The sequence below is a fragment of the Amycolatopsis sp. NPDC049688 genome (genome assembly GCF_040674975.1).
Lineage (GTDB): Bacteria > Actinomycetota > Actinomycetes > Mycobacteriales > Pseudonocardiaceae > Amycolatopsis.
This window is the reverse complement of sequence record NZ_JBFANY010000005.1, coordinates 96,112-116,758: the sequence shown is the minus strand read 5'-3', so window position 1 is coordinate 116,758 and position 20,647 is coordinate 96,112. Positions and strand designations below refer to the sequence as shown.

Here is a 20,647-nt window from a genome sequence, read left to right as displayed (position 1 = left end):
GGCACCCTAGCCAAGCACGGAGAGTGCCGGGACGTCGTCACCGGTGGTGACCACCCCGAGCCGGCGCGTGGCCCGCGTCAGCGCCACGTACAGGTCGTTGAGCCCGCGCGGCGACCCCGCGACGACCTCGTCCGGCGCGACCAGCACCACCGAGTCGAACTCCAGGCCCTTCGACCGCTCGACGGTCAGCACGCTCAGCCGTTCGCCGTGCCCGGAAAGCCACGAAGACACTTCGTCGAACCGCTGCGCCGGCACCAGCACCGCGACCGTGCCACCGTCCACTTCGGACAATTCACGTTCCACGAGCCCGGGCAGCTCCGCGGCCAGGGAGGCCGGGCGCACCGACCACGGCGGCACCCCGGTCTCCCGCACCGACGACGGCGCCGCCAGCCCCGGAGAGACCTGCGCCAGGACCCGCGCCGCGACCGCCATGATCTCGGCGGGCGTGCGGTAGTTCACGGTCAGCTCTTCCAGGCGCCACCGGTTTTCGACGTAGGGCGAGAGCACCTCGCCCCACGACCGGGCGCCGCCCGCCGCGCCCGTCTGGGCCACGTCGCCGACCAGGGTCATCGACCGGTTCGGCGACCGCCGCATGAGCAGCCGCCAGTCCATCGCCGAGAGCTCCTGGGCCTCGTCGACGATGACGTGCCCGAACGTCCAGGTCCGGTCCTGCGCGGCCCGCTGGGCGGCGGTCAGCTCGCTGCGCGCCTGCTGGCGCTCGGCGAACAGCTCGGCGTCGAGGACGTCCGAGACGCGCAGCAGCTCCTCGTCGATGATCTCCTCGTCCTGTTCGAGGATGTCGAGCACGCCCTCGGCGTACGCGCGGTCCTCGCGTTCACGGCGTTTGCGCTCGACGCGGGCCTCGGTGTCGTCGACGCCGATCAGCTCGGCCAGCTCGTCGAGCAGCGGGACGTCGGCGGGGGTCCAGCGCGCGTCGCGGGGGCTTTCCAGCAGGGCTCGGTCCTCGGCGGACAGCAGCTTGCCGGCGGCCTGCGCGAGGCGTTCGCGATCGGCGAACAGGTCGTCCAGCACGCCTTCCGGCGTCAGCACCGGCCACAGCTCGTCCAACGCCGCGGCGACGTTTTCGTCGGCGGCCAGCTCGGCGCGGATGTCCTGCAGGTCCTGTCCGTCGAGGAGGTCGTCGCCCAGTTTGCGGGCGGCCTGGCGGGTCAGGGCGTCGAGGACGTCGGAGACGAACAGGCGCCGCGCCGGGTTGTGCGGGCGCCGCGAGCGGCGGGCGCGGGTCCGGGCGTCGGTGCAGGTCTTGCGGTCCAGCCGCAGCACGTCGTGCTCGTACTCGATTTCCAGGACCGGCTCGGGCACGCGCTGGCGGTCGCGGACGGCGTTGGCGAGCACCTCGGCCAGCACGAGCCGGCCCTTGACCTCGGTGGTTTCGCGGGATTCGACGCCGTCGGCGTCCAGGCCCGGGTAGAGCTGCCCGATGGTGGCGAGCAGCACGCCCGTCTCGCCGAGCGAGGGCAGCACCTGGCCGATGTAGCGCAGGAACGTGCTGTTCGGGCCGACGACGAGCACGCCGCGGGTGGTGAGCTGCTGCCGGTGCGTGTAGAGCAGGTAGGCCGCGCGGTGCAGCGCGACGGCGGTCTTGCCGGTACCGGGGCCGCCCTGGACGACCATGACGCCGCCGAGCGGGGCGCGGATGATCCGGTCCTGCTCGGCCTGGATGGTGGCGACGATGTCGCTCATCTCGCCGGTGCGGCGCTGTTCGAGCGCGGCCAGCAGCGCGGCTTCGCCGGCCAGCCCGAGGTCCTGGCCCTGGTCGGCGGCGGTGAGGTCGAGGATCTCGTCGTCGAAGCCGGTGACCTTGCGGGTCAGCGACCGCAGGTGCCGCCGCCGGCGCACCCCTTCGGGTGACGCGGCGGTGGCGAGGTAGAAGGGCCGCGCGACGGGCGCCCGCCAGTCGACGAGCAGCGGCCGGTAGTCGTCGTCTTCGTCGAAGAGCCCGAGGCGGCCGATGTAGGTGGTTTCTTCGGCGCTCTCGGGGACGAAGTCGAGCCGCCCGAAGGCCAGGCCCTGCTCGACGGAGCCGAGCTGGGCGAGCCGGTCGGTGTAGAGGGTGGTGGCGACATCGCGTTCGGTGCGGGCCTGCGGGGTGCCGCCGGTCTGCCGCAGCGTCTCGTCGAGGCGGCGCTGGGCTTCGAGGCGCTCGGCGTCGAGCTTCGCGTAGAGGGTGGTGACGTACGCCTGCTCGCGGGCGAGCTCGGCGGAAAAGTCGTCCGAAGACAAGGATCCTGCTTTCGCCTCAAGGAAAAAGAGCCAACGAAGTGTAACGGCGGCCGCCGCGCGATCATTCCGTCCCGAGGGCGCAGTAGGGAGAAACCGCACCGGCCCGGACGGCGACGGGCAGCACCTTCTCCCCCGGCGTGCACGAAACGTCCCCCGGCGGCAGCTGCTCACCCCCGGTGATTCGCCCGTCCGGGCCACGGAACAGCACCGCGGCGCCGCGGCTGGTCAGGGCGCGGCAGTTCCCGGAGCGGTACCGGACCCCGCCGGGGACGACGTCGGCGGTCACCGGCGTGAAGCCGCCGAGGGACTCCGGGGCGAGCCAGATCACCGGGCCGACCGCGGGCTGGTCCAGGACCACGCCGATCCGCTGTCCGGGGGTGAGGAGGGGCACCTCGACGCTGCGGGAGCCGGACGTGACCGGGATCCGGTAGGCGGCGAGGGTGCTGGTGTTCTCGACCACCGCGGCACCGGGTCCCTGCTCGGCCACGCGGACGCTGCCGCCGTCGGGCGCGGGCCCGGGAACGGCGGCGATCCGCTGCGGGATGGTGCAGCCGCCGCCGAGGAGCGTGCTCGTGTCGAGGGACACCCGGCCGCGGCCGATGAACCCCAGGAGGCCGAGGACCACGACGGCCGCGAGCACCGCCACCACCCGGTCCCGGGTGAGGCGTGGCATCACGGCGTGCCCGGGCTGGTGATCTTGTAGAGGTCGCCCGCGCGCCCGTAGTACGTCCCCGCCACCACGGAGACCATGGTCCGCGAGCCGGGCTGCCAGTAGGTGCGGATTTCCTCCGGGTCCGGCCGGTACGGCACTTCCGCCAGCGGGACGCCCCGTTCGGTCAGCACCGCGGCGACCTCGTCGAACGGGACCGTGCCGGCGAAGGGGCCGTAGCGTTCACGGATCACGCGGTTGACGAGCTCGGGGTCGCGGAGCCGGAGCCGGTGCGCCTGGACCGAAAAGTGCGTTCCGTTCCACGGCGAGCGAGGGCCGGGCCGCTGCCAGAAGAACTCGACCAGGCCGTGGTCGCGGCCGAGCGAGCGCTGGGAGGGGTTGTCGCCGTAGTCGTCGCCGAGCAGTTCGGCCACCTGCTCGGGTGACCACGTGCGGTCGGCACCGAGCACGGTGCCGGACTCGACGACGTCCGCGAAGAACGCCGCCGGGCTCAGAACGGCAGGCCGAGGGTCGGCAGCCCGATGGCGGAGTCGACGGCCAGCGCCACGAACACGACCATCAGGTACGTGTTCGACCGGTGGAACAGCGCCATCGGCTTGGTCTCCTCGCCCCGCCGCACCGCCGCCTGCAGGCTGTGCGCGTAGAAGAGGAACCAGCCACCCGCGAGGATCGCGAACGTGCCGTACAGCCACGACGTCACGGGGAGCAGCAGCAGTGTCCACGCCACCATCACCCACGAGTAGATGACGATCTGGCGGGCGACGTGCTGGGCGGTGGCGACCACCGGCAGCATCGGGACGCCGGCGCGCTCGTAGTCGTCGCGGTACTTCATTCCCAGCGCCCACGTGTGCGGCGGGGTCCAGAAGAAGATCACGCCGAACATCACGAACGCCGGCCACTGGACCGTGCCGGTGACGGCCGCCCAGCCGATCACGACCGGCATGCAGCCCGCCGCGCCGCCCCAGACCACGTTCTGTGACGTGCGCCGCTTGAGGCCCAGCGTGTAGACGAAGATGTAGAAGAGGATCGTCGCGATCGCGAGGATCGCCGAGAGCAGGTTCACCGTGAGGTAGAGCACGGCGGCCGAGGCGACGCCCATGACTAAGCCGAAGATCAGCGCGCCGCGGCGGGGCACCGAGTCCTTGACCAGCGGGCGGCGCTTCGTGCGGTTCATCACCTTGTCGATGTCCGCGTCGATCACGCAGTTGAGCGCGTTCGCGCTGCCCGCGGCCATCGTCCCGCCGACCAGCGTGGCCAGGACCAGCCACGGCGACGGGATCTGACGGCCGGCGAGGAACATCGCCGGGATGGTGGTCACCAGGAGGAGCTCGATCACCCGGGGCTTGGCCAGCGCGGCGTAGGCGCCGACGACCCGGCGGAGGCTGCGCCGCTCACCGTGCGGTCGTTCCCCGGTCGGGTGCACGGCGCTGGTGTCTTCACTGCGTCCGTGCGCAGCGTTCACCGGCGACATTTCACTCCCTGCGTCAGGTTCGGGCGGGACCAGTCCGGGTAGCCGAAGAACCAGCCCTACTGAACCCTCGAACGATGTTAGACGTGGTGAATCCCGTGGGTGATCGCGGGTCCTCGACCGGCCCAAGCACTAGGCTGGCCGCGACGGGCCGCGATTGCCCCTGCGCATGGCCGCGAGCAGGAATATCGTCCCTTCGGGATCGATTGAGATAAGTAGCCGCGCGCACGGGTAACCGGAACGAGGAAGACCAGCCGCAACCATCATGACCGGGAGTTGGAGTTCAGTGTCCGAAACCGCCACTACCAGCGAGAACAACCCGCTCCTCCGGCGTAACGTCCCCGCCGACTGGACCGACACCGACACCCGCGCCGTGGACACCGTCCGGGTGCTGGCCGCCGACGCGGTCGAGAACTGTGGCAGCGGCCACCCCGGCACCGCGATGAGCCTGGCGCCGCTGGCCTACACGCTGTTCCAGCGCACCATGCGGCACGACCCGAACGACCAGCACTGGCCGGGCCGCGACCGGTTCGTCCTGTCGGCCGGGCACTCCAGCCTGACCCTCTACATCCAGCTGTTCCTCGCCGGCTACGGCCTCGAGCTCGAGGACCTCAAGCAGCTGCGCAAGTGGGGCTCCAAGACCCCGGGTCACCCGGAGTACCGCCACACCGACGGCGTCGAGACGACCACCGGCCCGCTGGGCCAGGGCCTGGCGAACGCCGTGGGCATGGCGATGGCCGCCCGCCGCGAGCGCGGCCTGCTGGACCCGGACGCCGCGCCGGGCGAGAGCATCTTCGACCACCACATCTACGTGATCGCCTCCGACGGCGACATCGAAGAGGGCGTCACCTCCGAGGCCTCGTCCATCGCGGGCCGCCAGGAGCTGGGCAACCTGATCGTCTTCTACGACGACAACAAGATCTCGATCGAGGACGACACCAACATCGCGCTGTCCGAGGACACCGTGAAGCGCTACGAGGCCTACGGGTGGCACACCCAGGTCGTCGAGGGCGGCGAGGACGTCGTCGCGATCGAGGAGGCCATCAAGGCCGCCAAGGCCGAGACGCAGCGGCCGTCGTTCATCGCGCTGCGGACCGTCATCGGCTACCCGGCGCCGAAGAAGATGGGCACCGGCAAGGCGCACGGCGCCGCGCTGGGCGGCGAAGAGGTCGCCGCGGTGAAGAAGATCCTCGGCTTCGACCCGGACCAGTCGTTCGTGGTCGAGGACGACGTGCTCAAGCACACCCGCCAGGCGGCCGAGCGCGGCCGGGCCGCCCACGCCGAGTGGCAGGAGAAGTACGACGCCTGGGGCCGGGCCAACCCGGAGCGCAAGAAGATCGGCGACCGGATGGCCACCCGCACGCTGCCCGAGGGCTTCGCCGACAACCTGCCGAAGTGGGAGCCGGACGCCAAGGGCATCGCGACCCGCAAGGCCTCCGGTGAGGTGCTCAACGCCCTCGCCGAGCCGCTGCCGGAGCTGTGGGGCGGTTCGGCCGACCTGGCCGAGAGCAACAACACGACGATGAAGGGCGCCGACTCGTTCGGCCCCGAGAAGGCCGCCACCGACATGTGGCAGGCCAACCCGTACGGCCGGACGCTGCACTTCGGCGTCCGCGAGCACGCCATGGGCTCGATCCTCAACGGGATCGCGCTGCACGGCGGCACCCGCCCGTACGGTGCGACGTTCCTCATCTTCTCCGACTACATGCGCCCGCCGGTCCGGCTGGCCGCGCTGATGAAGGCGCCGGTCACCTACGTGTGGACGCACGACTCGATCGGCCTCGGCGAGGACGGCCCGACGCACCAGCCGATCGAGCAGCTTTCCGCGCTGCGCGCGATCCCGGGCCTCAACGTCGTCCGCCCGGCGGACGCCAACGAGACCGCGTACGCCTGGAAGGCCGTGCTGGAGGACACCGACCACCCGTCGGGCCTGGCGCTCACCCGCCAGAACGTGCCGGTGCTCGAGGGCACCAGCGCCGAGGGCGTCAAGAAGGGCGGGTACGTCCTGGCCGACTCCGACGGCACCCCGGACGTGGTCCTCATCGCCACCGGGTCCGAGGTCCAGCTGGCGGTCGAGGCGAAGAAGACCCTGGACGCCGACGGCGTCAAGGCGCGCGTCGTGTCCATGCCGTGTGTCGAATGGTTCGACGCGCAGGACGCGGCCTACCGCGAATCCGTCATCCCGGCCGGTGTGAAGGCCCGCGTGTCCGTCGAGGCGGGGATCGCCCAGTCGTGGCACCGCTTCACCGGTGACGCCGGGGTGAACGTTTCGATCGAGCACTTCGGCGCCTCCGCCGATGCCGCCACACTGTTCCGTGAGTTCGGGTTCACCGCGGAAGCAGTCGTCGAGGCCGCCCGCCGCTCGATCCAGAACACCAAGAATTCCTGAAGGGGATGACACCAATGAGCAACGACAAGCTCGCGGCTCTGTCCGAAGCCGGCGTCTCGATCTGGCTCGACGACCTTTCGCGTGAACGCCTGAACACCGGCAACCTCGCCGGCCTGATCCGTGACAAGCACGTCGTGGGCGTGACGACCAACCCGACGATCTTCGCGAACGCGATGTCGAAGGGCGACGCCTACGACGAGCGGACCCGGGAGCTCGCCGCCCAGGGCGCCGACGTCGAGGCGACCATCCGCGACCTGACCACGACCGACGTGCGCAACGCCGCGGACCTGTTCCGCGACGTCTACAACGCGACCAACGGCGTCGACGGCCGCGTCTCGATCGAGGTCGACCCGCGGCTGGCCAAAGACTCCGACAAGACGGTCGTCGAGGCGCAGGACCTCTGGAAGACCGTGGACCGGCCGAACGTGCTGATCAAGATCCCGGCCACCCAGGAGGGCCTGCCGGCGATCACGAAGACCCTGGCCGAGGGCATCAGCGTCAACGTCACGCTGATCTTCTCGGTCGAGCGCTACCAGAAGGTCATCGAGGCCTTCTTCGCCGGCCTGGAGCAGGCGAAGGCCAACGGCCACGACCTGCGCGGCATCCACTCGGTGGCGTCGTTCTTCGTGTCCCGGGTGGACACCGAGATCGACAAGCGCCTGGAGGCCATCGGCACCGACGAAGCGCTGGCCCTGCGCGGGAAGGCGGCCGTCGCCAACGCCCGCCTCGCCTACGCGGCCTTCCAGGAGCTGTTCTCCTCCGACCGCTGGAAGGCCCTCGCGGCCGACGGCGCCAACGCGCAGCGTCCGCTGTGGGCCTCGACCGGCGTGAAGAACCCGGACTACTCCCCCACGCTGTACGTCGACGACCTGGTCGTGAAGGACACGGTCAACACGATGCCGGAGAAGACCCTCGACGCGGTCGCGGAGCACTCCGAGTTCAAGGGTGACCAGGTGACCGGGCGCGCCGCCGAGGCGCAGGAGGTCTTCGACAAGCTCACCGCGGTGGGCATCGACATCACCGACGTGTTCCTGGTGCTGGAGAACGAGGGCGTCGAGAAGTTCGAGAAGTCGTGGACCGAGCTTCTGGACACCGTGAACGGGCAGCTCGAGAAGGCGAAGGGCTGAAGCACGACATGACGACAGGCGAAAAGACCGGCGTCGAGATCGTGGACGCCGCACTGGCGGAGCGTGCGACACCGCTGGCCGAGCAGCTGGTCGCCGACCAGGCTGCTTCGAAGCTGGCGGCGCAGGACGCGACGCTCTGGGGGCCGGACGCCGAATCCGAAGCGTCGATCCGGCTGTCGTGGACGACGCTGCACAAGTCGTCGCGGCCGCTGATCGGCGAGATCGAGGCGCTGCGGACCGAACTGCGGTCCGAGGGCGTCGACCGGGTCGTGCTGGCCGGCATGGGCGGCTCGTCGCTGGCGCCGGAGGTGATCACCGCGACCGACGGCGTCGCGCTGACCGTCCTCGACACCACCGACCCGGGCCAGGTCGCGGACGCGCTCGCGGGCGACCTCGAGCGCACCGTGATCGTGGTGTCGTCGAAGTCGGGCGGCACCGTCGAGACCGACAGCCACCGGCGGATCTTCGCGAAAGCGTTCGCCGACGCGGGCATCGACGCGGCGCGGCGGATCGTGGTCGTCACCGACCCGGGCTCGCCGTTCCAGCAACTGTCCGAAAAGGAGGGTTACCGCAAGACCTTCCTGGCCGACCCGCACGTCGGCGGCCGCTACTCGGCGCTGACGGCGTTCGGGCTCGTCCCGGCCGGGCTGGCCGGCGCGGACGTCGCCCGGCTGCTCGACCAGGCCGCTTCGGTGGCCGAAGAGCTCGCCGCGGACTCCGCGGACAACCCGGCGGTCAAGCTGGCCGCCGCGTGGGCCGCCGCGCACGAGGCCGGCGCCGAGAAGGTCGTCCTCGCGGACACCGGCTCGGGCATCAAGGGCTTCCCGGACTGGGCCGAGCAGCTGATCGCCGAGTCCACCGGCAAGCAGGGCACCGGCCTGCTGCCGGTCGCGGTCGAGGGACCCGAAGCGGCCGGTTTCGTGGACGCCGGGGACGACGCCACGGCCACTGCGGTCGGTGCCCCGCAGGGCTCGGCGAAGATCGCCGTCACCGGCTCGCTCGGCGCGCAGTTCCTGCTCTGGGAGTTCGCCACGGCACTGGCCGGCCGGCTGATCGGGATCAATCCCTTCGACCAGCCCGACGTCGAAGCCGCGAAGAAGGCGGCCCGCGCGCTGCTGGACGACCCGGAGAAGCTGAAGGGCGGCGAGGAACCGTCCGGTGTGGACGGTCCGGTCGAGATCTTCGGCTCCGACGGGGTTTCCACCGACGGCAGCCTGACCGACGTCATCCGCGCGTTCTTCGCGTCGGTGCCGGACGCGGGCTACATCGCGGTGCAGGCCTACCTCGACCGGCTCGACGACGCGTCGACGGCGGTGCTGCGCGGCGAGATCGCCAAGCGCACCGGCAAGCAGACGACGTTCGGCTGGGGCCCGCGGTTCCTGCACTCCACCGGCCAGTACCACAAGGGCGGCCACCAGAACGGCGTCTTCCTGCAGCTCACCGGCGCCGTCGAGCAGGACCTCGACGTGCCGGACCGGCCGTACACGCTGGGGCAGCTGCAGCACGCCCAGGCCCTCGGCGACGGGCAGGTGCTCGCCGAGCACGGCCGCCCGGTGCTGCGCCTGCACCTGACCGACCGGGCCGCGGGCCTCGCGGCCGTCGTCCGCGCGGTACAGGAGGCAGGCGCATGACCTGGACCAATCCCCTGCGCGACCCGCGGGACAAGCGGCTCCCGCGGATCGCCGGGCCGTCCAGCCTGGTGATCTTCGGGGTCACCGGCGACCTGGCCCGCAAGAAGCTGATGCCCGCCATCTACGACCTGGCTAACCGCGGGCTGCTGCCCGCGGGCTTCTCGCTCGTCGGGTTCGCCCGGCGCGACTGGGAGCACCAGGACTTCGGCGAGCTCGTGCACGACTCGGTCAAGGAGCACGCGCGGACGCCGTTCAAGGAGTCGGTGTGGAACCGGCTCGCCGAAGGCATCCGGTTCGTGCAGGGCACCTTCGACGACGACGACGCCTTCGACCGGCTCGCGCAGACGGTCCGCGACCTCGACGCCGAACGCGGCACCGGCGGCAACACCGCGTTCTACCTGTCGATCCCGCCCGGCGCGTTCCCGGTGGTGACCAAGCAGCTGGCCCGCTCGGGGCTGGCGAACGCCGACGAGAACACCTGGCGGCGCGTCGTCATCGAGAAGCCCTTCGGGCACGACCTGAAGAGCGCCGAAGAGCTCAACGCGATCGTCAACGACGTCTTCCCCGAGGAGTCGGTGTTCCGCATCGACCACTACCTCGGCAAGGAGACGGTGCAGAACATCCTGGCGCTGCGCTTCGCGAACCAGCTGTTCGAGCCGATCTGGAACGCCAACTACGTCGACCACGTGCAGATCACCATGGCCGAGGACATCGGCCTCGGCGGCCGCGCGGGGTACTACGACGGCATCGGCGCCGCCCGGGACGTCATCCAGAACCACCTGCTGCAGCTGCTGGCCTTCACCGCGATGGAGGAGCCGCTGTCGTTCGAGCCGCGGGCCCTGCGCGCGGAGAAGATCAAGGTGCTCTCGGGGGTCACGCCGGTCGGGCCGCTGAGCAAGACGACGGCTCGCGGGCAGTACGCGGGCGGCTGGCAGGGCGGCACGAAGGTGCCGGGCCTGCTGCAGGAAGAGGGCTTCGCGAAGGATTCGAAGACCGAGACGTACGCGGCGGTCACCCTCGAGGTGCAGAACCGCCGCTGGGCCGGGGTGCCGTTCTACCTGCGCACCGGCAAGCGGCTCGGCCGGCGCGTCACGGAGATCGCCGTCGTGTTCAAGCGGGCGCCGCATCTGCCGTTCGACTCGACGTCGACCGAGGAGCTGGGGCAGAACGCCCTGGTCATCCGGGTCCAGCCGGACGAGGGCATCACGCTGCGGTTCGGCTCGAAGGTGCCGGGGACCACGATGGAGGTCCGCGACGTCACGATGGACTTCGGGTACGGGCACGCGTTCACCGAGTCCTCCCCCGAGGCCTACGAACGCCTGATCCTGGACGTCCTGCTGGGCGAGCCGTCGCTGTTCCCGGTGAACGAAGAGGTCGAGCTGTCCTGGAAGATCCTGGACCCGATCCTCGACCACTGGGCGAAGGAAGGCGCGCCGGAGCAGTACGCGCCCGGCACGTGGGGCCCGGCGTCCGCCGACGAAATGCTGGAGCGCACCGGCCGGAAATGGAGGCGCCCGTGATCATCGACCTGCCGTCCACGACGACTTCGGCACTCAACAAGAAGCTGGTGGAGATCCGCGAACAGGGCGGCCAGGTCGCGCTCGGGCGCGTCCTGACGCTGGTGATCGTGGCCGACGACGACGCCAAGCTCGAAGAGGCCATCGAGGCGGCCAACGGCGCCAGCCGCGAGCACCCGTCGCGGGTGATCGTGGTGGCCAAGGGCGCCCGCACCGCGGCCCCCCGCATCGACGGCCAGATCCGGGTCGGCGGCGACGCCGGCGCGAGCGAGGTCATCGTGCTGCGCCTGTACGGCCCGCTGGCCGCGCAGGGCCAGAGCGCGGTGGTGCCGCTGCTGCTGCCGGACGCGCCGATCGTGTGCTGGTGGCCCGGCGCCGGTCCGAAGGACCCGGACAAGGACCCGCTCGGCGAGCTGGCCCAGCGCCGGATCACCGACTCGGCCGCGGAGAAGAACCCGGTCAAGGCGCTGACCACCCGGGCGAAGGCGTACACCGAAGGCGACACCGACCTGGCCTGGACGCGCCTGACGCACTGGCGCGCCCAGCTCGTGTCGGCGCTGGACCTGCCGCCGTACGAGAAGATCACCGGCGCGACGGTGACCGGCGAAGCCGACTCGCCGTCGACGGAGCTGCTGGCGGCCTGGCTGGCCGAGTACCTGAAGGTGCCGGTCAAGCGGGTCAAGAGCTCGGGCGCGGCCGGGATCATCTCGGTGACGCTCGACCGCCGCTCGGGCCCGGTGGAGCTGCACCGCCCGGACGGCCGCGTGGGCACGCTGACCCAGCCGGGCCAGCCGACTCGCCGGATCGCGTTGCAGCGGCGCAGCACGCAGGACTGCCTCGTCGAGGAGCTCCGCCGGCTGGACCCCGACGAGGTCTACGAAGCGGCCCTGCAGGGTCTGGGCAAGATCACGTCGGGCACGAACGGCAAGACGGGAGCTCCGCCCAAGGCGGACGTGACGTCACCGGCTGCGGCCGCCGGTTCGGCTGCATCGGGTGCCACGAAATGAGCAAGACGGAAGTCGTCGTCTACGCGAACCAGGACCTCCTGGCGGCCGCGGCGGCGGCCCGGCTGGTCACCCGGCTGGTGGACGTCCAGGCCGCCAAGGGCTCGGCGTCCCTGGTGCTGACCGGCGGCGGCACGGGCATCGCGGTCCTGTCGGAGCTGCGGACCTCTTCGGCCCGCGACGCGATCGACTGGTCCCGGCTGGACATCTACTGGGGCGACGAGCGGTTCGTCCCGGCGGATTCGGACGAGCGGAACGAGAAGCAGGCCCGCGAGGCGCTGCTGGACCACGTCCCGCTCGACCCGAAGCGGGTCCACGCGATGGCCCCGTCGGACGGCGAGTTCGGTTCCGACGTGGACGCGGCGGCCGCGGCTTACGCTTCGGTGCTGGCGTCGAACGCGGGCCCGGAGGACCACGGCGACGTCCCGTCGTTCGACATCATGCTGCTGGGCCTCGGCGGCGAGGGCCACACGGCATCGGTGTTCCCGGAGTCCCCGGCGGTGTACGAGGCGGAGCGTTCGGTGGTGGCGGTGCGCAACTGCCCCAAGCCACCTCCGACGCGGATTTCCCTGACGCTGCCGGCGATCCGGCGGGCCCGCGACGTGTGGCTGATGACGGCCGGCGAGGCGAAGGCGGACGCGGTGGCGTTGGCTTTGGCGGGTGCCGGCGAGGTACAGCTGCCGGTGGCCGGGGCGCGAGGGCACCGGCGGACGTTGTGGCTGCTGGACCGGGCTGCGGCGGGGAAGCTGACGAAGGTGTACCAGCCGCCTACGGCCTGAGATTGCTTGTCGGGTGAAGGCCCTCTGCTTCGGCAGGGGGCCTTCACTCGTCGGCGAGTTCTCGCCAGGACGCGAGGGCGGCTCGTAGGCGACAAGCTCCGGCCGCAGGGACACGCCCGCCATCACCCCGGACGGAGCAGGTGTCACTCCGTCCGCCAGCCCCGCTCCAGGCGGGCGAAGATCTCCTCCGCCGCCCGCCGCCGGTGGGGGTGGGCGAGGATCAGCTCCCGGGACGCCAGCGCGAACCGCGCCAGGGCCGCGCATGCGATGTCGTCCTCCGGTGCGCCCGACTCCTGGGCGATCGCCCGGGCCAGGGCCGTCTCGTGGCGCATCCACATGCGCCTCGCGTAGTCGCGCAGGGCCGGGGTGCTTTCGATCAGCCGGATGAATTCCTCGCCGGGGCCGCCTTCGCTCACCCGCAGCATGTGCTCGCGCAGCGCGTCCACGATCGTGTGCGCCGGCGGGCGGCCGTGCACCGCCTGGACCAGCGCCGTCTCGATGTCGTCGTCCTGGTCGAACACCAGGGCTTCCTTGCTCGGGAAGTGCTTGAACAACGTCGTCACGGAAACGTCGGCCGCGTCCGCGACCTCCTTCACGCCGACCTGGTCGTAGCCGCGCTCCAGGAACAGGGCGAGCGCCGCGTCGGCCAGCGCTTGGCGGGTCTGCGCCTTCTTGCGCTCGCGGCGCCCGGTCACTTCCGTCATGGCCGCCAGCCTACGTGATGGTGGACTCACTTCAAAAGTTAAGTCATTGCACTTTTGTAGTCGCTATGGTTTTCTCGGGTCAGGCCGCCGGACGAGCCGGGGGCCCCGAACCTCCAGGGGGAAGCCATGAACTCCATCGCGATCGTCGGCGCCGGCCTCGGCGGGCTCGCCTGTGCGCGCGTCCTGCAGCTGCACGGCGTCGACGTCACCGTCTTCGAACAGGAAGCCTCGGCCGGCGCCCGGCCCCAGGGCGGCACCCTCGACATGCACGGCGACACCGGCCAGGTCGCCCTCCGCACCGCCGGCCTATACGAAGAGTTCCGCGAACTCGCGAGGCCGGAGGGCCAGCAGATGCGCGCCCTCGATCCGCACACCGGCGAGGTCGTCGTCGACGAAGCACCCGAGGGCGACTTCCGCCCCGAGATCGACCGCGGCCAGCTCCGTGGGATTTTGCTGGACTCCCTCACCCCCGGCACCGTCCGGTGGGGCCGTCCGGTCGTCGACGTCGCCAGGACCGGCGCCCGGCTGACGTTCGCCGACGGCACCTCCGCCGACTTCGACCTGGTCGTCGGCGCGGACGGCGCGTGGTCCCGCGTCCGGCGCGCGCTCACCGGCGTCCGGCCCGGGTACAGCGGCGTCACGTTCGTCGAGTTCGGCCTCGACGACGCGGATCGCCGTCACCCGGCGCTGGCCGCGCGGACGGGCCTGGGCACGATGATGACGAAGGCGGGCGGGAAGGCGATCGTCGCCCAGCGCACCAGCAGCGGGCACATCCGCTGCTACGCGACGTTCTACGCGCCCGAAGACTGGGCCACCGGCCTCGACTTCGATGACGCGTCCGCGGTGCGCGCGCACCTGCTGGAGCGCTACACCGGCTGGCACCCGGACGTGCTCGAGTACGTGCGGGACCACGACGGCGGGTTCGCACACCGGCCGCTGTACGTCCTGCCCGTCCCGCACGCCTGGACGACGACGTCCGGGCTCACGCTGCTCGGCGACGCGGCCCACCTGATGCCGCCGCTCGGGGTCGGCGCGAACCTGGCCATGCTCGACGGCACCGAGCTGGCGACGGCTCTGGCCACGGCGCCGAGCGTCGAGGAGGCGGTCCGGACGTACGAGACCGGAATGCTGCCGCGGTCGATCGAGACCGCGAAAGCGTGCGCGTCGGGCCTGCACGACCTGCTGAGCGACGACCTCCGGTCGATGGCGGCCTGAGAACTGTGCCCCAAAGGCGACCACATCGTGGGTAACATGTTTCCCACGATGTGGTCGTCTTGGCGCACCCTGGGAAACGAAGCTCCCACCCTGAGTAGCACCCCTCGCCGACGAACCCCCGGACGGCCCAGCCGATTACGGAATCCGGACGCCGGAGCACCGGCCGCGGGTGAAACTAACCGTCTCCGTACGCCACCTCGTTAGCATCCGCACATTTGTCGGCGGCCGCGCGTCCCGATCGGGCCCTGAGTGCCTCTCACCAACAAGTCCACAAGACGAATGGGGTCGCCAGCGATGAGTACAGAGGGACTCTCGATTCCAGGCATCTCGATCGCGAGCTCGGGGCCGTCGGCCGCCGAGCGGGTGCGAAAGCGCGGGCTGAGCGTGTTCGGCTCGGTTCCGCGCCCCGCTGTCGTCACGTTCGCCATCGAGGCGGCCGCGGTCATCCTGGCCGTGCTCGACGTCTGGCTGGTGATCCCCGAGAAGGCCCAGCCGTACTCGATCTGGCTGTCCGGCGCCGCCTGTCTCGCGGTGGTGTTCCGGCGCAAGTTCCCGTTCCTCGCCGTGCTCGTCGCGGTCCCCGGGTTCCTGGCCGGCTGGGCCCAGCTCGCGTCGATGATCACGCTCGGCATGCTCGCCACCCGCCGCCAGCTGCACTGGCAGGTCTGGGTCGGCGCGGCGCTGGTGTGGATGTGCCGGTTCGTGCAGTGGCCGCTGGAGGACTTCGCCCAGCTCAGCTGGCGCGAGCACATCCTCGACGGCATCTACGGCGTGCTGGTCGCCGGCATGCCGATCGCGATCGGCCTGCTCATCGGGGCGCGCACCGAGCTCGCGAACAAGCTCGCCGAGCTGGCCACGAGCCGCGACCGCGAGCGCCGCTTCCACGCCGACGCCGTCCGCGCGGAGGAACGCGCCCGGCTGGCCCGCGAGATGCACGACGTCGTCTCCCACCAGATCACGCTGATCGCCATGCAGGCGGGCGCGCTGCAGGCCCAGACCACCGACGACCGCGCGCAGGAGACGGCGCAGGTCATCCGGACGTTGTCGAAGCGGACGCTGGAGGAGCTGCGTTCCCTGCTGAGCGTCCTGCGCGCGGGCCCCGACGACGACGGCCCCCGGCCGGGCATCAACGACCTGGACCGGCTGATCCGGACCTCGGAGGTCCCGGTGCACCTGTCGGTGGAGCACCTCCCGGAGGCCCTCCCCAACCAGGTGTCGGCGGCGGCGTACCGGACGGTCCAGGAGTGCCTGACCAACGTCCACAAGCACGCCCCCGGCGCGACGGCGACGATCCGCATCCAGGGTGAGCACGGCGCGCTCAAGATCGAGGTCCGCAACGAGCGCGCGAACCGCCCGGGCGAAGCGTTGCCCTCGGGCGGCCACGGCCTGACGGGCCTGGCCGAGCGAGCGCGATTGCTCGGCGGAAGCTTCGAGACCTCGGGAACGGAGGACGGCGGCTTCCGCGTGCGGGCGCGGTATCCGCTGGACCGCTGACCTCCGGCCCCCGGTATCCAGCTTACCGGCGGGGACCGACGATTCCGGACTGCGCGCTGCCGCGAGCGGCGGATTCCGGTCGTTTCCGGCCGGAATCCGCCGTTCGCGGTGGTCGCCGCCCGGGAATTGTCGGTGCCGCCCGATAGCGTTGAAACCGGGGGCTGCTCAGCCCGCTGGATGCGTGCTGATACCGGGTTGAGCGCGCGAAAAGCCACCTCGACGGGGTCCGCATCCCTCGGGGTGGCGTTCGGCTGGAACGGTTAGATGATTTCCCGGCGCTTGCGCAGGCGGTCGAGCGCCTCCGCCAGGATGGCCTCGCCGTCGGCGTCGCTGCGCCGCTCCTTCACGTACGCGAGGTGCGTCTTGTAGGGCTCGGTCCGCGGCGCGGCCGGCGGGTTCTTCTCGTCCTGCCCGCCCGGGAGCCCGCAGCGGGGGCAGTCCCACTCGTCGGGGATCTCCGCGTCGAGCGCGAACGACGGGCGAGCCTCGTGCCCGTTGGCACACCAGTAGGAGATGCGGCGGCGCGGCGCCGACTCACCCCGTTCCGATTCGCCCGTAGGACCGGCACCCACCCGGGTGCCTCGAATCGCGTTACCGCCAACCATGAATCCTCACACCTAGGAATCGGCGGCGCGCCCCCCAATAGGCACGCCGAATCGCTGCGCCCCGCCGCCTGAGACCCGGTCGCGGCCGACGACGGAACGCCGGACGCCTCACACCTTGAGCAGCAGACCCAGGCCCACGATGCTGATCAGCCAGACCGCGCCCAGCAGCAGGGTGATCCGGTCGAGGTTCTTCTCGGCCACGCTCGACCCGGCCAGGCTCGACTGCATCCCGCCGCCGAACAGCGACGACAGGCCACCGCCCCGGCCGCGGTGCAGCAGCACGGCGACCACCAGCAGGACGCTGGAGACGATCAACAGGATTTGCAGGAACAGCTTCATGTCATCCTCTGGGCTCTAGGAGAATGCAGGGGTACGGCATGGTCGTTTCCGACCACCACCGTACCCCTGGACTCGTCCACTGCTGTGTGACGGACCGGATACACAGGCTACCCGGTCGTGGCCTCGATCAGGGCAGCGGCCCGCCCGCAGCGAGTGCGCAGAGTTTCGTGAACTCCTCGCCGTCGAGGCTCGCTCCGCCGACCAGGGCACCGTCGATGTTCTCGCAGCCCACCAGCTCGCTGATGTTGCCCGATTTGACCGATCCCCCGTAGAGCACCCGGACGGACGAAGCGACGTCGTCGCCGTACTTCTCCTGGAGGGTCGCCCGGATGGCCTTGCAGACCTCTTCGGCGTCCGCGGACGACGCGACCTTGCCGGTGCCGATCGCCCAGACCGGCTCGTACGCGATCACCACGTCCTTGACCTGTTCGGCCTTGAGGCCCTTCAGGCCCTCGATCAGCTGCGTCGTGGTGTGGTGGATGTGCTCGCCGGCCTCGCGGACCTCGAGCTTCTCCCCGATGCAGAGGATCGGCGTGATGCCGTGCTTGAGCGCGGCCTTGACCTTCTTGTTGACCAGTTCGTCGGACTCGGCGTGGTATTCGCGCCGCTCCGAGTGCCCGACCGTGACGAACTTGCAGCCCAGCTTGGCCAGCATCGGCCCCGAGATGTCGCCGGTGTACGCGCCCGAGTCCTGCGGCGCGAGGTCCTGCGCGCCGTAGGTCAGCGACAGCTTGTCGCCGTCGACCAGGGTCTGCACGCTGCGGATGTCGGTGAACGGCGGCAGCACCGCCACGTCGACCTTCGCGTAGTACTTCTCCGGCAGCGCGAAGGCGATCTTCTGCACCAGCGCGATCGCCTCGAGGTGGTTCTGGTTCATCTTCCAGTTGCCGGCGATGAACGGCTTGCGTGCCACTAGTTCTGTCCCTCCAGGGCCACGACGCCCGGCAGTTCCTTGCCCTCGAGGTACTCGAGGGAGGCCCCGCCGCCGGTGGAGATGTGCGAGAAGCCGTCCTCGGGCAGGCCCAGCTGCCGCACCGCGGCCGCCGAGTCGCCGCCGCCGACCACGGTGAACGCGTCGCTCTTCACCAGCGCCTCGGCCACGGCACGCGTGCCGCCCGAGAACGCCTCGAACTCGAACACGCCCATCGGGCCGTTCCAGAACACCGTCTGCGCGTCGGCCAGCTTGCTCGCGAACAGCTCGCGCGAACGCGGGCCGATGTCGAGGCCCTGGCGGTCGGCCGGGATCGCGGTCGTGTCGACGACCTCGTGCTCGGCGTCGGCCGAGAACTCCGTCGCGGCCAGCACGTCCACCGGCAGCACCAGTTCGACGCCGCGCTTCTCCGCCTCGGCGAGGAAGCCCTTGACCTGGTCGAGCTGGTCTTCCTGCAGCAGCGACTGGCCGACCTCGTGGCCCTGGGCCTTGAGGAAGGTGTACGCCATGCCGCCGCCGACGAGCAGCCTGTCGACCTTCGTCAGCAGGTTCGCGATGACGCCGAGCTTGTCGGACACCTTCGCGCCGCCGAGCACGACCACGTACGGCCGCCGGACGTCATCGGTCAGCTTCTTCAGCACGTCCAGCTCGGCCAGCACCAGGCCGCCCGCGTACGCCGGGAGCACCGAAGCGACCTCGTAGACCGAGGCCTGCTTGCGGTGGACGACGCCGAAGCCGTCGGAGACGAACGCGCCGCCCGGGACGAGCGCGCCCAGCTCGGCGGCCAGCTCGGAGCGGTCCACGGCGTCCTTGCTGGTCTCGCGCGCGTCGAAGCGCACGTTCTCCAGCAGGACGACCCCGCCGTCGGCCAGGCCGCCGGTCAGCGCCTTCGCGGACTCGCCGACCAGGTCACCGGCCAGCGCGACCTCGGCACCGAGCAGCTCGGACAGCCGCTTCGCGACGGGCGCGAGGGTGTACTTCGGGTCCGGCTCGCCCTTCGGACGGCCCAGGTGCGCGGTGACGACGACCTTCGCGCCCGCGTCGGCGAGCTTCTTGATCGTCGGCAGCGCGGCGCGGACCCGGCCGTCGTCGGTGATGCGCTCCCCGTCGAGCGGGACGTTCAGGTCGGAACGCACGAGGACGTACCGGCCCTGAACGCCCTCGCCCAGCAGGTCGTCGAGGTTCTTGACGCTCATCGGGTCAGGACAGCTTCGAACCGACGAGCTTGACCAGGTCGGCGAGGCGGTTGGAGTAGCCCCACTCGTTGTCGTACCAGCCGACGACCTTGACCTGGTTGCCGATGACCTTGGTCAGCGGCGCGTCGTAGATGCAGGACGCCGGGTCGGTGACGATGTCCGCCGAAACGATCGGGTCGTCCGAGTAGCGCAGGATGCCGGCCAGCGGGCCCTCGGCGGCGGCCTTGTAGGCGGCGTTGATCTCCTCGACCGTGGCGGCCTTGGACAGCGTCACGGTGAGGTCGGTGGCCGAGCCGGTCGGGACCGGGACGCGCAGCGCGTAGCCGTCCAGCTTGCCCTGCAGCTCCGGCAGGACCAGGCCGATGGCCTTGGCGGCGCCGGTCGAGGTCGGGACGACGCTCAGGGCGGCGGCGCGGGCGCGGCGCAGGTCCTTGTGCGGGGCGTCCTGCAGGTTCTGGTCCTGGGTGTAGGCGTGGACCGTGGTCATCAGGCCCTGCTCGATGCCGAAGGCGTCGTGGAGGACCTTGGCCAGCGGGCCGAGGCAGTTGGTGGTGCAGGACGCGTTCGAGATGATGACCTGCGAGCCGTCGTACTTGTCGTCGTTGACGCCGAGGACGACGGTCAGGTCCTCGCCCTTGGCGGGCGCGGAGATGATGACCTTCTTGGCGCCACCGGCGATGTGCGCCTTGGCCGCGTCGGCGTTGGTGAAGAAGCCGGTCGACTCGAGGACGACGTCGACGCCCAGGTCGCCCCAGGGCAGGTTGGCCGGGTCGCGCTCGGCGAGGGCCTTGATGGTCTTGCCGTCGACGACGATGCCCTCGTCGCTGACGCTGACCTCACCCGGGAACCGGCCCAGGATGGAGTCGTACTTCAGCAGGTGGGCCATGGTGGCGACGTCGCCGAGGTCGTTGAAGGCGACGACCTCGATGTCCTGGCCGCTGGCCTGCACGGCGCGGAAGAAGTTGCGGCCGATGCGGCCGAAGCCGTTGACACCTACGCGAACGGTCACTGCTGCCACTCCTCTGAGGATCGGCCGGCACTCCGGCCGTGATGACTTGCGGGCTCGCGGTCACCCTAGCGTGCGGGCATGCGCGTCCCTGACTGCCCTGACGAGACTTCCACCACTTGGCGAACGGGTCAAGAATCGATTAAGAAGCGACTCCGCTCCGGAGCGTTCCGGCCGGGTGGACCACGGCGGACCGGCCGGGGTGGCCGGACCGGCCGCCGGGACCGGTTCCGGCTGATCGCGCCGGGTGCGGCCCCGCGAACGGCGGCCGCGGCGCGGACGTTCTTGAGCGATTCAGCCCATTGGGTCCCCCAGACGGCTTCGAAGG

18 protein-coding genes are annotated in these 20,647 nt (G+C 70.9%); 8 read left to right on the top strand and 10 right to left on the bottom strand.

Annotated elements, in window-relative coordinates:
- Positions 1-6: 6 nt before the first annotated feature.
- The 4 genes from AB0J55_RS19495 to AB0J55_RS19480 form a co-directional block, all read right to left on the bottom strand.
- Complete coding sequence (locus tag AB0J55_RS19495; RefSeq protein ID WP_364249849.1) at positions 7-2,244, bottom strand: ATP-binding domain-containing protein; 2,238 nt, start codon at positions 2,242-2,244, stop codon at positions 7-9.
- A 61-nt stretch (positions 2,245-2,305) separates the two neighbouring features.
- Positions 2,306-2,917 (bottom strand): hypothetical protein, encoded by a 612-nt coding sequence (locus tag AB0J55_RS19490; protein ID WP_364249846.1) that lies wholly within the window; start codon positions 2,915-2,917, stop codon positions 2,306-2,308.
- Positions 2,917-3,363 carry a hypothetical protein gene (locus AB0J55_RS19485; protein WP_364249843.1) on the bottom strand — a complete coding sequence of 149 codons (447 nt, stop codon included), beginning with the start codon at positions 3,361-3,363 and terminating at the stop codon, positions 2,917-2,919. The genes AB0J55_RS19490 and AB0J55_RS19485 overlap by 1 nt, the downstream gene beginning before the upstream one ends.
- A 41-nt stretch (positions 3,364-3,404) precedes the next feature.
- On the bottom strand, positions 3,405-4,385 hold the full coding sequence (locus AB0J55_RS19480) for a heme o synthase (protein WP_364249840.1): 981 nt from the start codon (positions 4,383-4,385) through the stop codon (positions 3,405-3,407).
- A 283-nt stretch (positions 4,386-4,668) separates the two neighbouring features.
- Here AB0J55_RS19480 and tkt point away from each other — a divergent pair, with 283 nt between their 5' ends.
- From tkt to pgl, 6 genes are read left to right on the top strand one after another with little or no spacing between them, the layout of a single operon-like run.
- Positions 4,669-6,771, top strand: coding sequence for a transketolase (tkt, locus tag AB0J55_RS19475; protein ID WP_364249837.1), 2,103 nt, complete (start codon positions 4,669-4,671; stop codon positions 6,769-6,771).
- 14 nt (positions 6,772-6,785) lie between these two features.
- Positions 6,786-7,898: a transaldolase gene (gene tal, locus AB0J55_RS19470; protein WP_364249834.1), complete on the top strand. Its 1,113-nt coding sequence runs from the start codon at positions 6,786-6,788 to the stop codon at positions 7,896-7,898.
- Positions 7,899-7,906: 8 nt separating this feature from the next.
- Positions 7,907-9,529, top strand: a complete 1,623-nt coding sequence (locus tag AB0J55_RS19465; protein WP_364249831.1) for a glucose-6-phosphate isomerase — start codon at positions 7,907-7,909, stop codon at positions 9,527-9,529.
- Positions 9,526-11,049 carry a glucose-6-phosphate dehydrogenase gene (zwf, locus tag AB0J55_RS19460; protein WP_364249829.1) on the top strand — a complete coding sequence of 508 codons (1,524 nt, stop codon included), beginning with the start codon at positions 9,526-9,528 and terminating at the stop codon, positions 11,047-11,049. The genes AB0J55_RS19465 and zwf overlap by 4 nt, the downstream gene beginning before the upstream one ends.
- A complete protein-coding gene (gene opcA / locus AB0J55_RS19455) occupies positions 11,046-12,053 on the top strand; it encodes a glucose-6-phosphate dehydrogenase assembly protein OpcA (protein WP_364249827.1) in 1,008 nt (335 codons plus the stop codon). The genes zwf and opcA overlap by 4 nt, the downstream gene beginning before the upstream one ends.
- On the top strand, positions 12,050-12,829 hold the full coding sequence (pgl, locus tag AB0J55_RS19450) for a 6-phosphogluconolactonase (protein WP_364249824.1): 780 nt from the start codon (positions 12,050-12,052) through the stop codon (positions 12,827-12,829). Before opcA ends, pgl begins: the two co-directional genes overlap by 4 nt.
- A gap of 143 nt (positions 12,830-12,972) precedes the next feature.
- Here the strand turns inward: pgl and AB0J55_RS19445 are convergent, their stop codons facing one another.
- Positions 12,973-13,533: a TetR family transcriptional regulator gene (locus tag AB0J55_RS19445; RefSeq protein ID WP_364249822.1), complete on the bottom strand. Its 561-nt coding sequence runs from the start codon at positions 13,531-13,533 to the stop codon at positions 12,973-12,975.
- A 126-nt stretch (positions 13,534-13,659) separates the two neighbouring features.
- On the opposite strand from AB0J55_RS19445, the gene AB0J55_RS19440 reads away from it, so the two are divergent.
- Both AB0J55_RS19440 and AB0J55_RS19435 read left to right on the top strand, forming a co-directional pair.
- Positions 13,660-14,748: an NAD(P)/FAD-dependent oxidoreductase gene (locus AB0J55_RS19440; protein ID WP_364249819.1), complete on the top strand. Its 1,089-nt coding sequence runs from the start codon at positions 13,660-13,662 to the stop codon at positions 14,746-14,748.
- Positions 14,749-15,042: 294 nt separating this feature from the next.
- Positions 15,043-16,242 carry a histidine kinase gene (locus tag AB0J55_RS19435; RefSeq protein ID WP_364249816.1) on the top strand — a complete coding sequence of 400 codons (1,200 nt, stop codon included), beginning with the start codon at positions 15,043-15,045 and terminating at the stop codon, positions 16,240-16,242.
- A 260-nt stretch (positions 16,243-16,502) separates the two neighbouring features.
- On the opposite strand, the gene AB0J55_RS19430 is transcribed toward AB0J55_RS19435, so the two are convergent.
- The 5 genes from AB0J55_RS19430 to gap form a co-directional block, all read right to left on the bottom strand.
- Positions 16,503-16,847, bottom strand: a complete 345-nt coding sequence (locus AB0J55_RS19430; protein ID WP_033262808.1) for an RNA polymerase-binding protein RbpA — start codon at positions 16,845-16,847, stop codon at positions 16,503-16,505.
- Between the two features lie 108 nt (positions 16,848-16,955).
- On the bottom strand, positions 16,956-17,186 hold the full coding sequence (secG, locus tag AB0J55_RS19425; RefSeq protein WP_003071471.1) for a preprotein translocase subunit SecG: 231 nt from the start codon (positions 17,184-17,186) through the stop codon (positions 16,956-16,958).
- Between the two features lie 127 nt (positions 17,187-17,313).
- Positions 17,314-18,099, bottom strand: coding sequence for a triose-phosphate isomerase (tpiA, locus tag AB0J55_RS19420; protein ID WP_364249812.1), 786 nt, complete (start codon positions 18,097-18,099; stop codon positions 17,314-17,316).
- On the bottom strand, positions 18,099-19,313 hold the full coding sequence (locus tag AB0J55_RS19415; RefSeq protein WP_364249809.1) for a phosphoglycerate kinase: 1,215 nt from the start codon (positions 19,311-19,313) through the stop codon (positions 18,099-18,101). Before AB0J55_RS19415 ends, tpiA begins: the two co-directional genes overlap by 1 nt.
- A 4-nt stretch (positions 19,314-19,317) precedes the next feature.
- Positions 19,318-20,322: a type I glyceraldehyde-3-phosphate dehydrogenase gene (gene gap / locus AB0J55_RS19410; protein ID WP_364249806.1), complete on the bottom strand. Its 1,005-nt coding sequence runs from the start codon at positions 20,320-20,322 to the stop codon at positions 19,318-19,320.
- Positions 20,323-20,647: the final 325 nt, after the last annotated feature.

Coding starts and splice junctions, on each gene's coding strand:
- zwf (WP_364249829.1), top strand. CDS start 9,526: ATGACCTGGACCAATCCCCTGCGCGACCCGCGGGACAAGCGGCTCCCG.
- AB0J55_RS19435 (WP_364249816.1), top strand. CDS start 15,043: ATGAGTACAGAGGGACTCTCGATTCCAGGCATCTCGATCGCGAGCTCG.
- AB0J55_RS19415 (WP_364249809.1), bottom strand. CDS start 19,313: ATGAGCGTCAAGAACCTCGACGACCTGCTGGGCGAGGGCGTTCAGGGC.
- secG (WP_003071471.1), bottom strand. CDS start 17,186: ATGAAGCTGTTCCTGCAAATCCTGTTGATCGTCTCCAGCGTCCTGCTG.
- AB0J55_RS19430 (WP_033262808.1), bottom strand. CDS start 16,847: ATGGTTGGCGGTAACGCGATTCGAGGCACCCGGGTGGGTGCCGGTCCT.
- AB0J55_RS19445 (WP_364249822.1), bottom strand. CDS start 13,533: ATGACGGAAGTGACCGGGCGCCGCGAGCGCAAGAAGGCGCAGACCCGC.
- tal (WP_364249834.1), top strand. CDS start 6,786: ATGAGCAACGACAAGCTCGCGGCTCTGTCCGAAGCCGGCGTCTCGATC.
- AB0J55_RS19440 (WP_364249819.1), top strand. CDS start 13,660: ATGAACTCCATCGCGATCGTCGGCGCCGGCCTCGGCGGGCTCGCCTGT.
- AB0J55_RS19465 (WP_364249831.1), top strand. CDS start 7,907: ATGACGACAGGCGAAAAGACCGGCGTCGAGATCGTGGACGCCGCACTG.
- pgl (WP_364249824.1), top strand. CDS start 12,050: ATGAGCAAGACGGAAGTCGTCGTCTACGCGAACCAGGACCTCCTGGCG.
- AB0J55_RS19490 (WP_364249846.1), bottom strand. CDS start 2,917: ATGCCACGCCTCACCCGGGACCGGGTGGTGGCGGTGCTCGCGGCCGTC.
- AB0J55_RS19480 (WP_364249840.1), bottom strand. CDS start 4,385: ATGTCGCCGGTGAACGCTGCGCACGGACGCAGTGAAGACACCAGCGCC.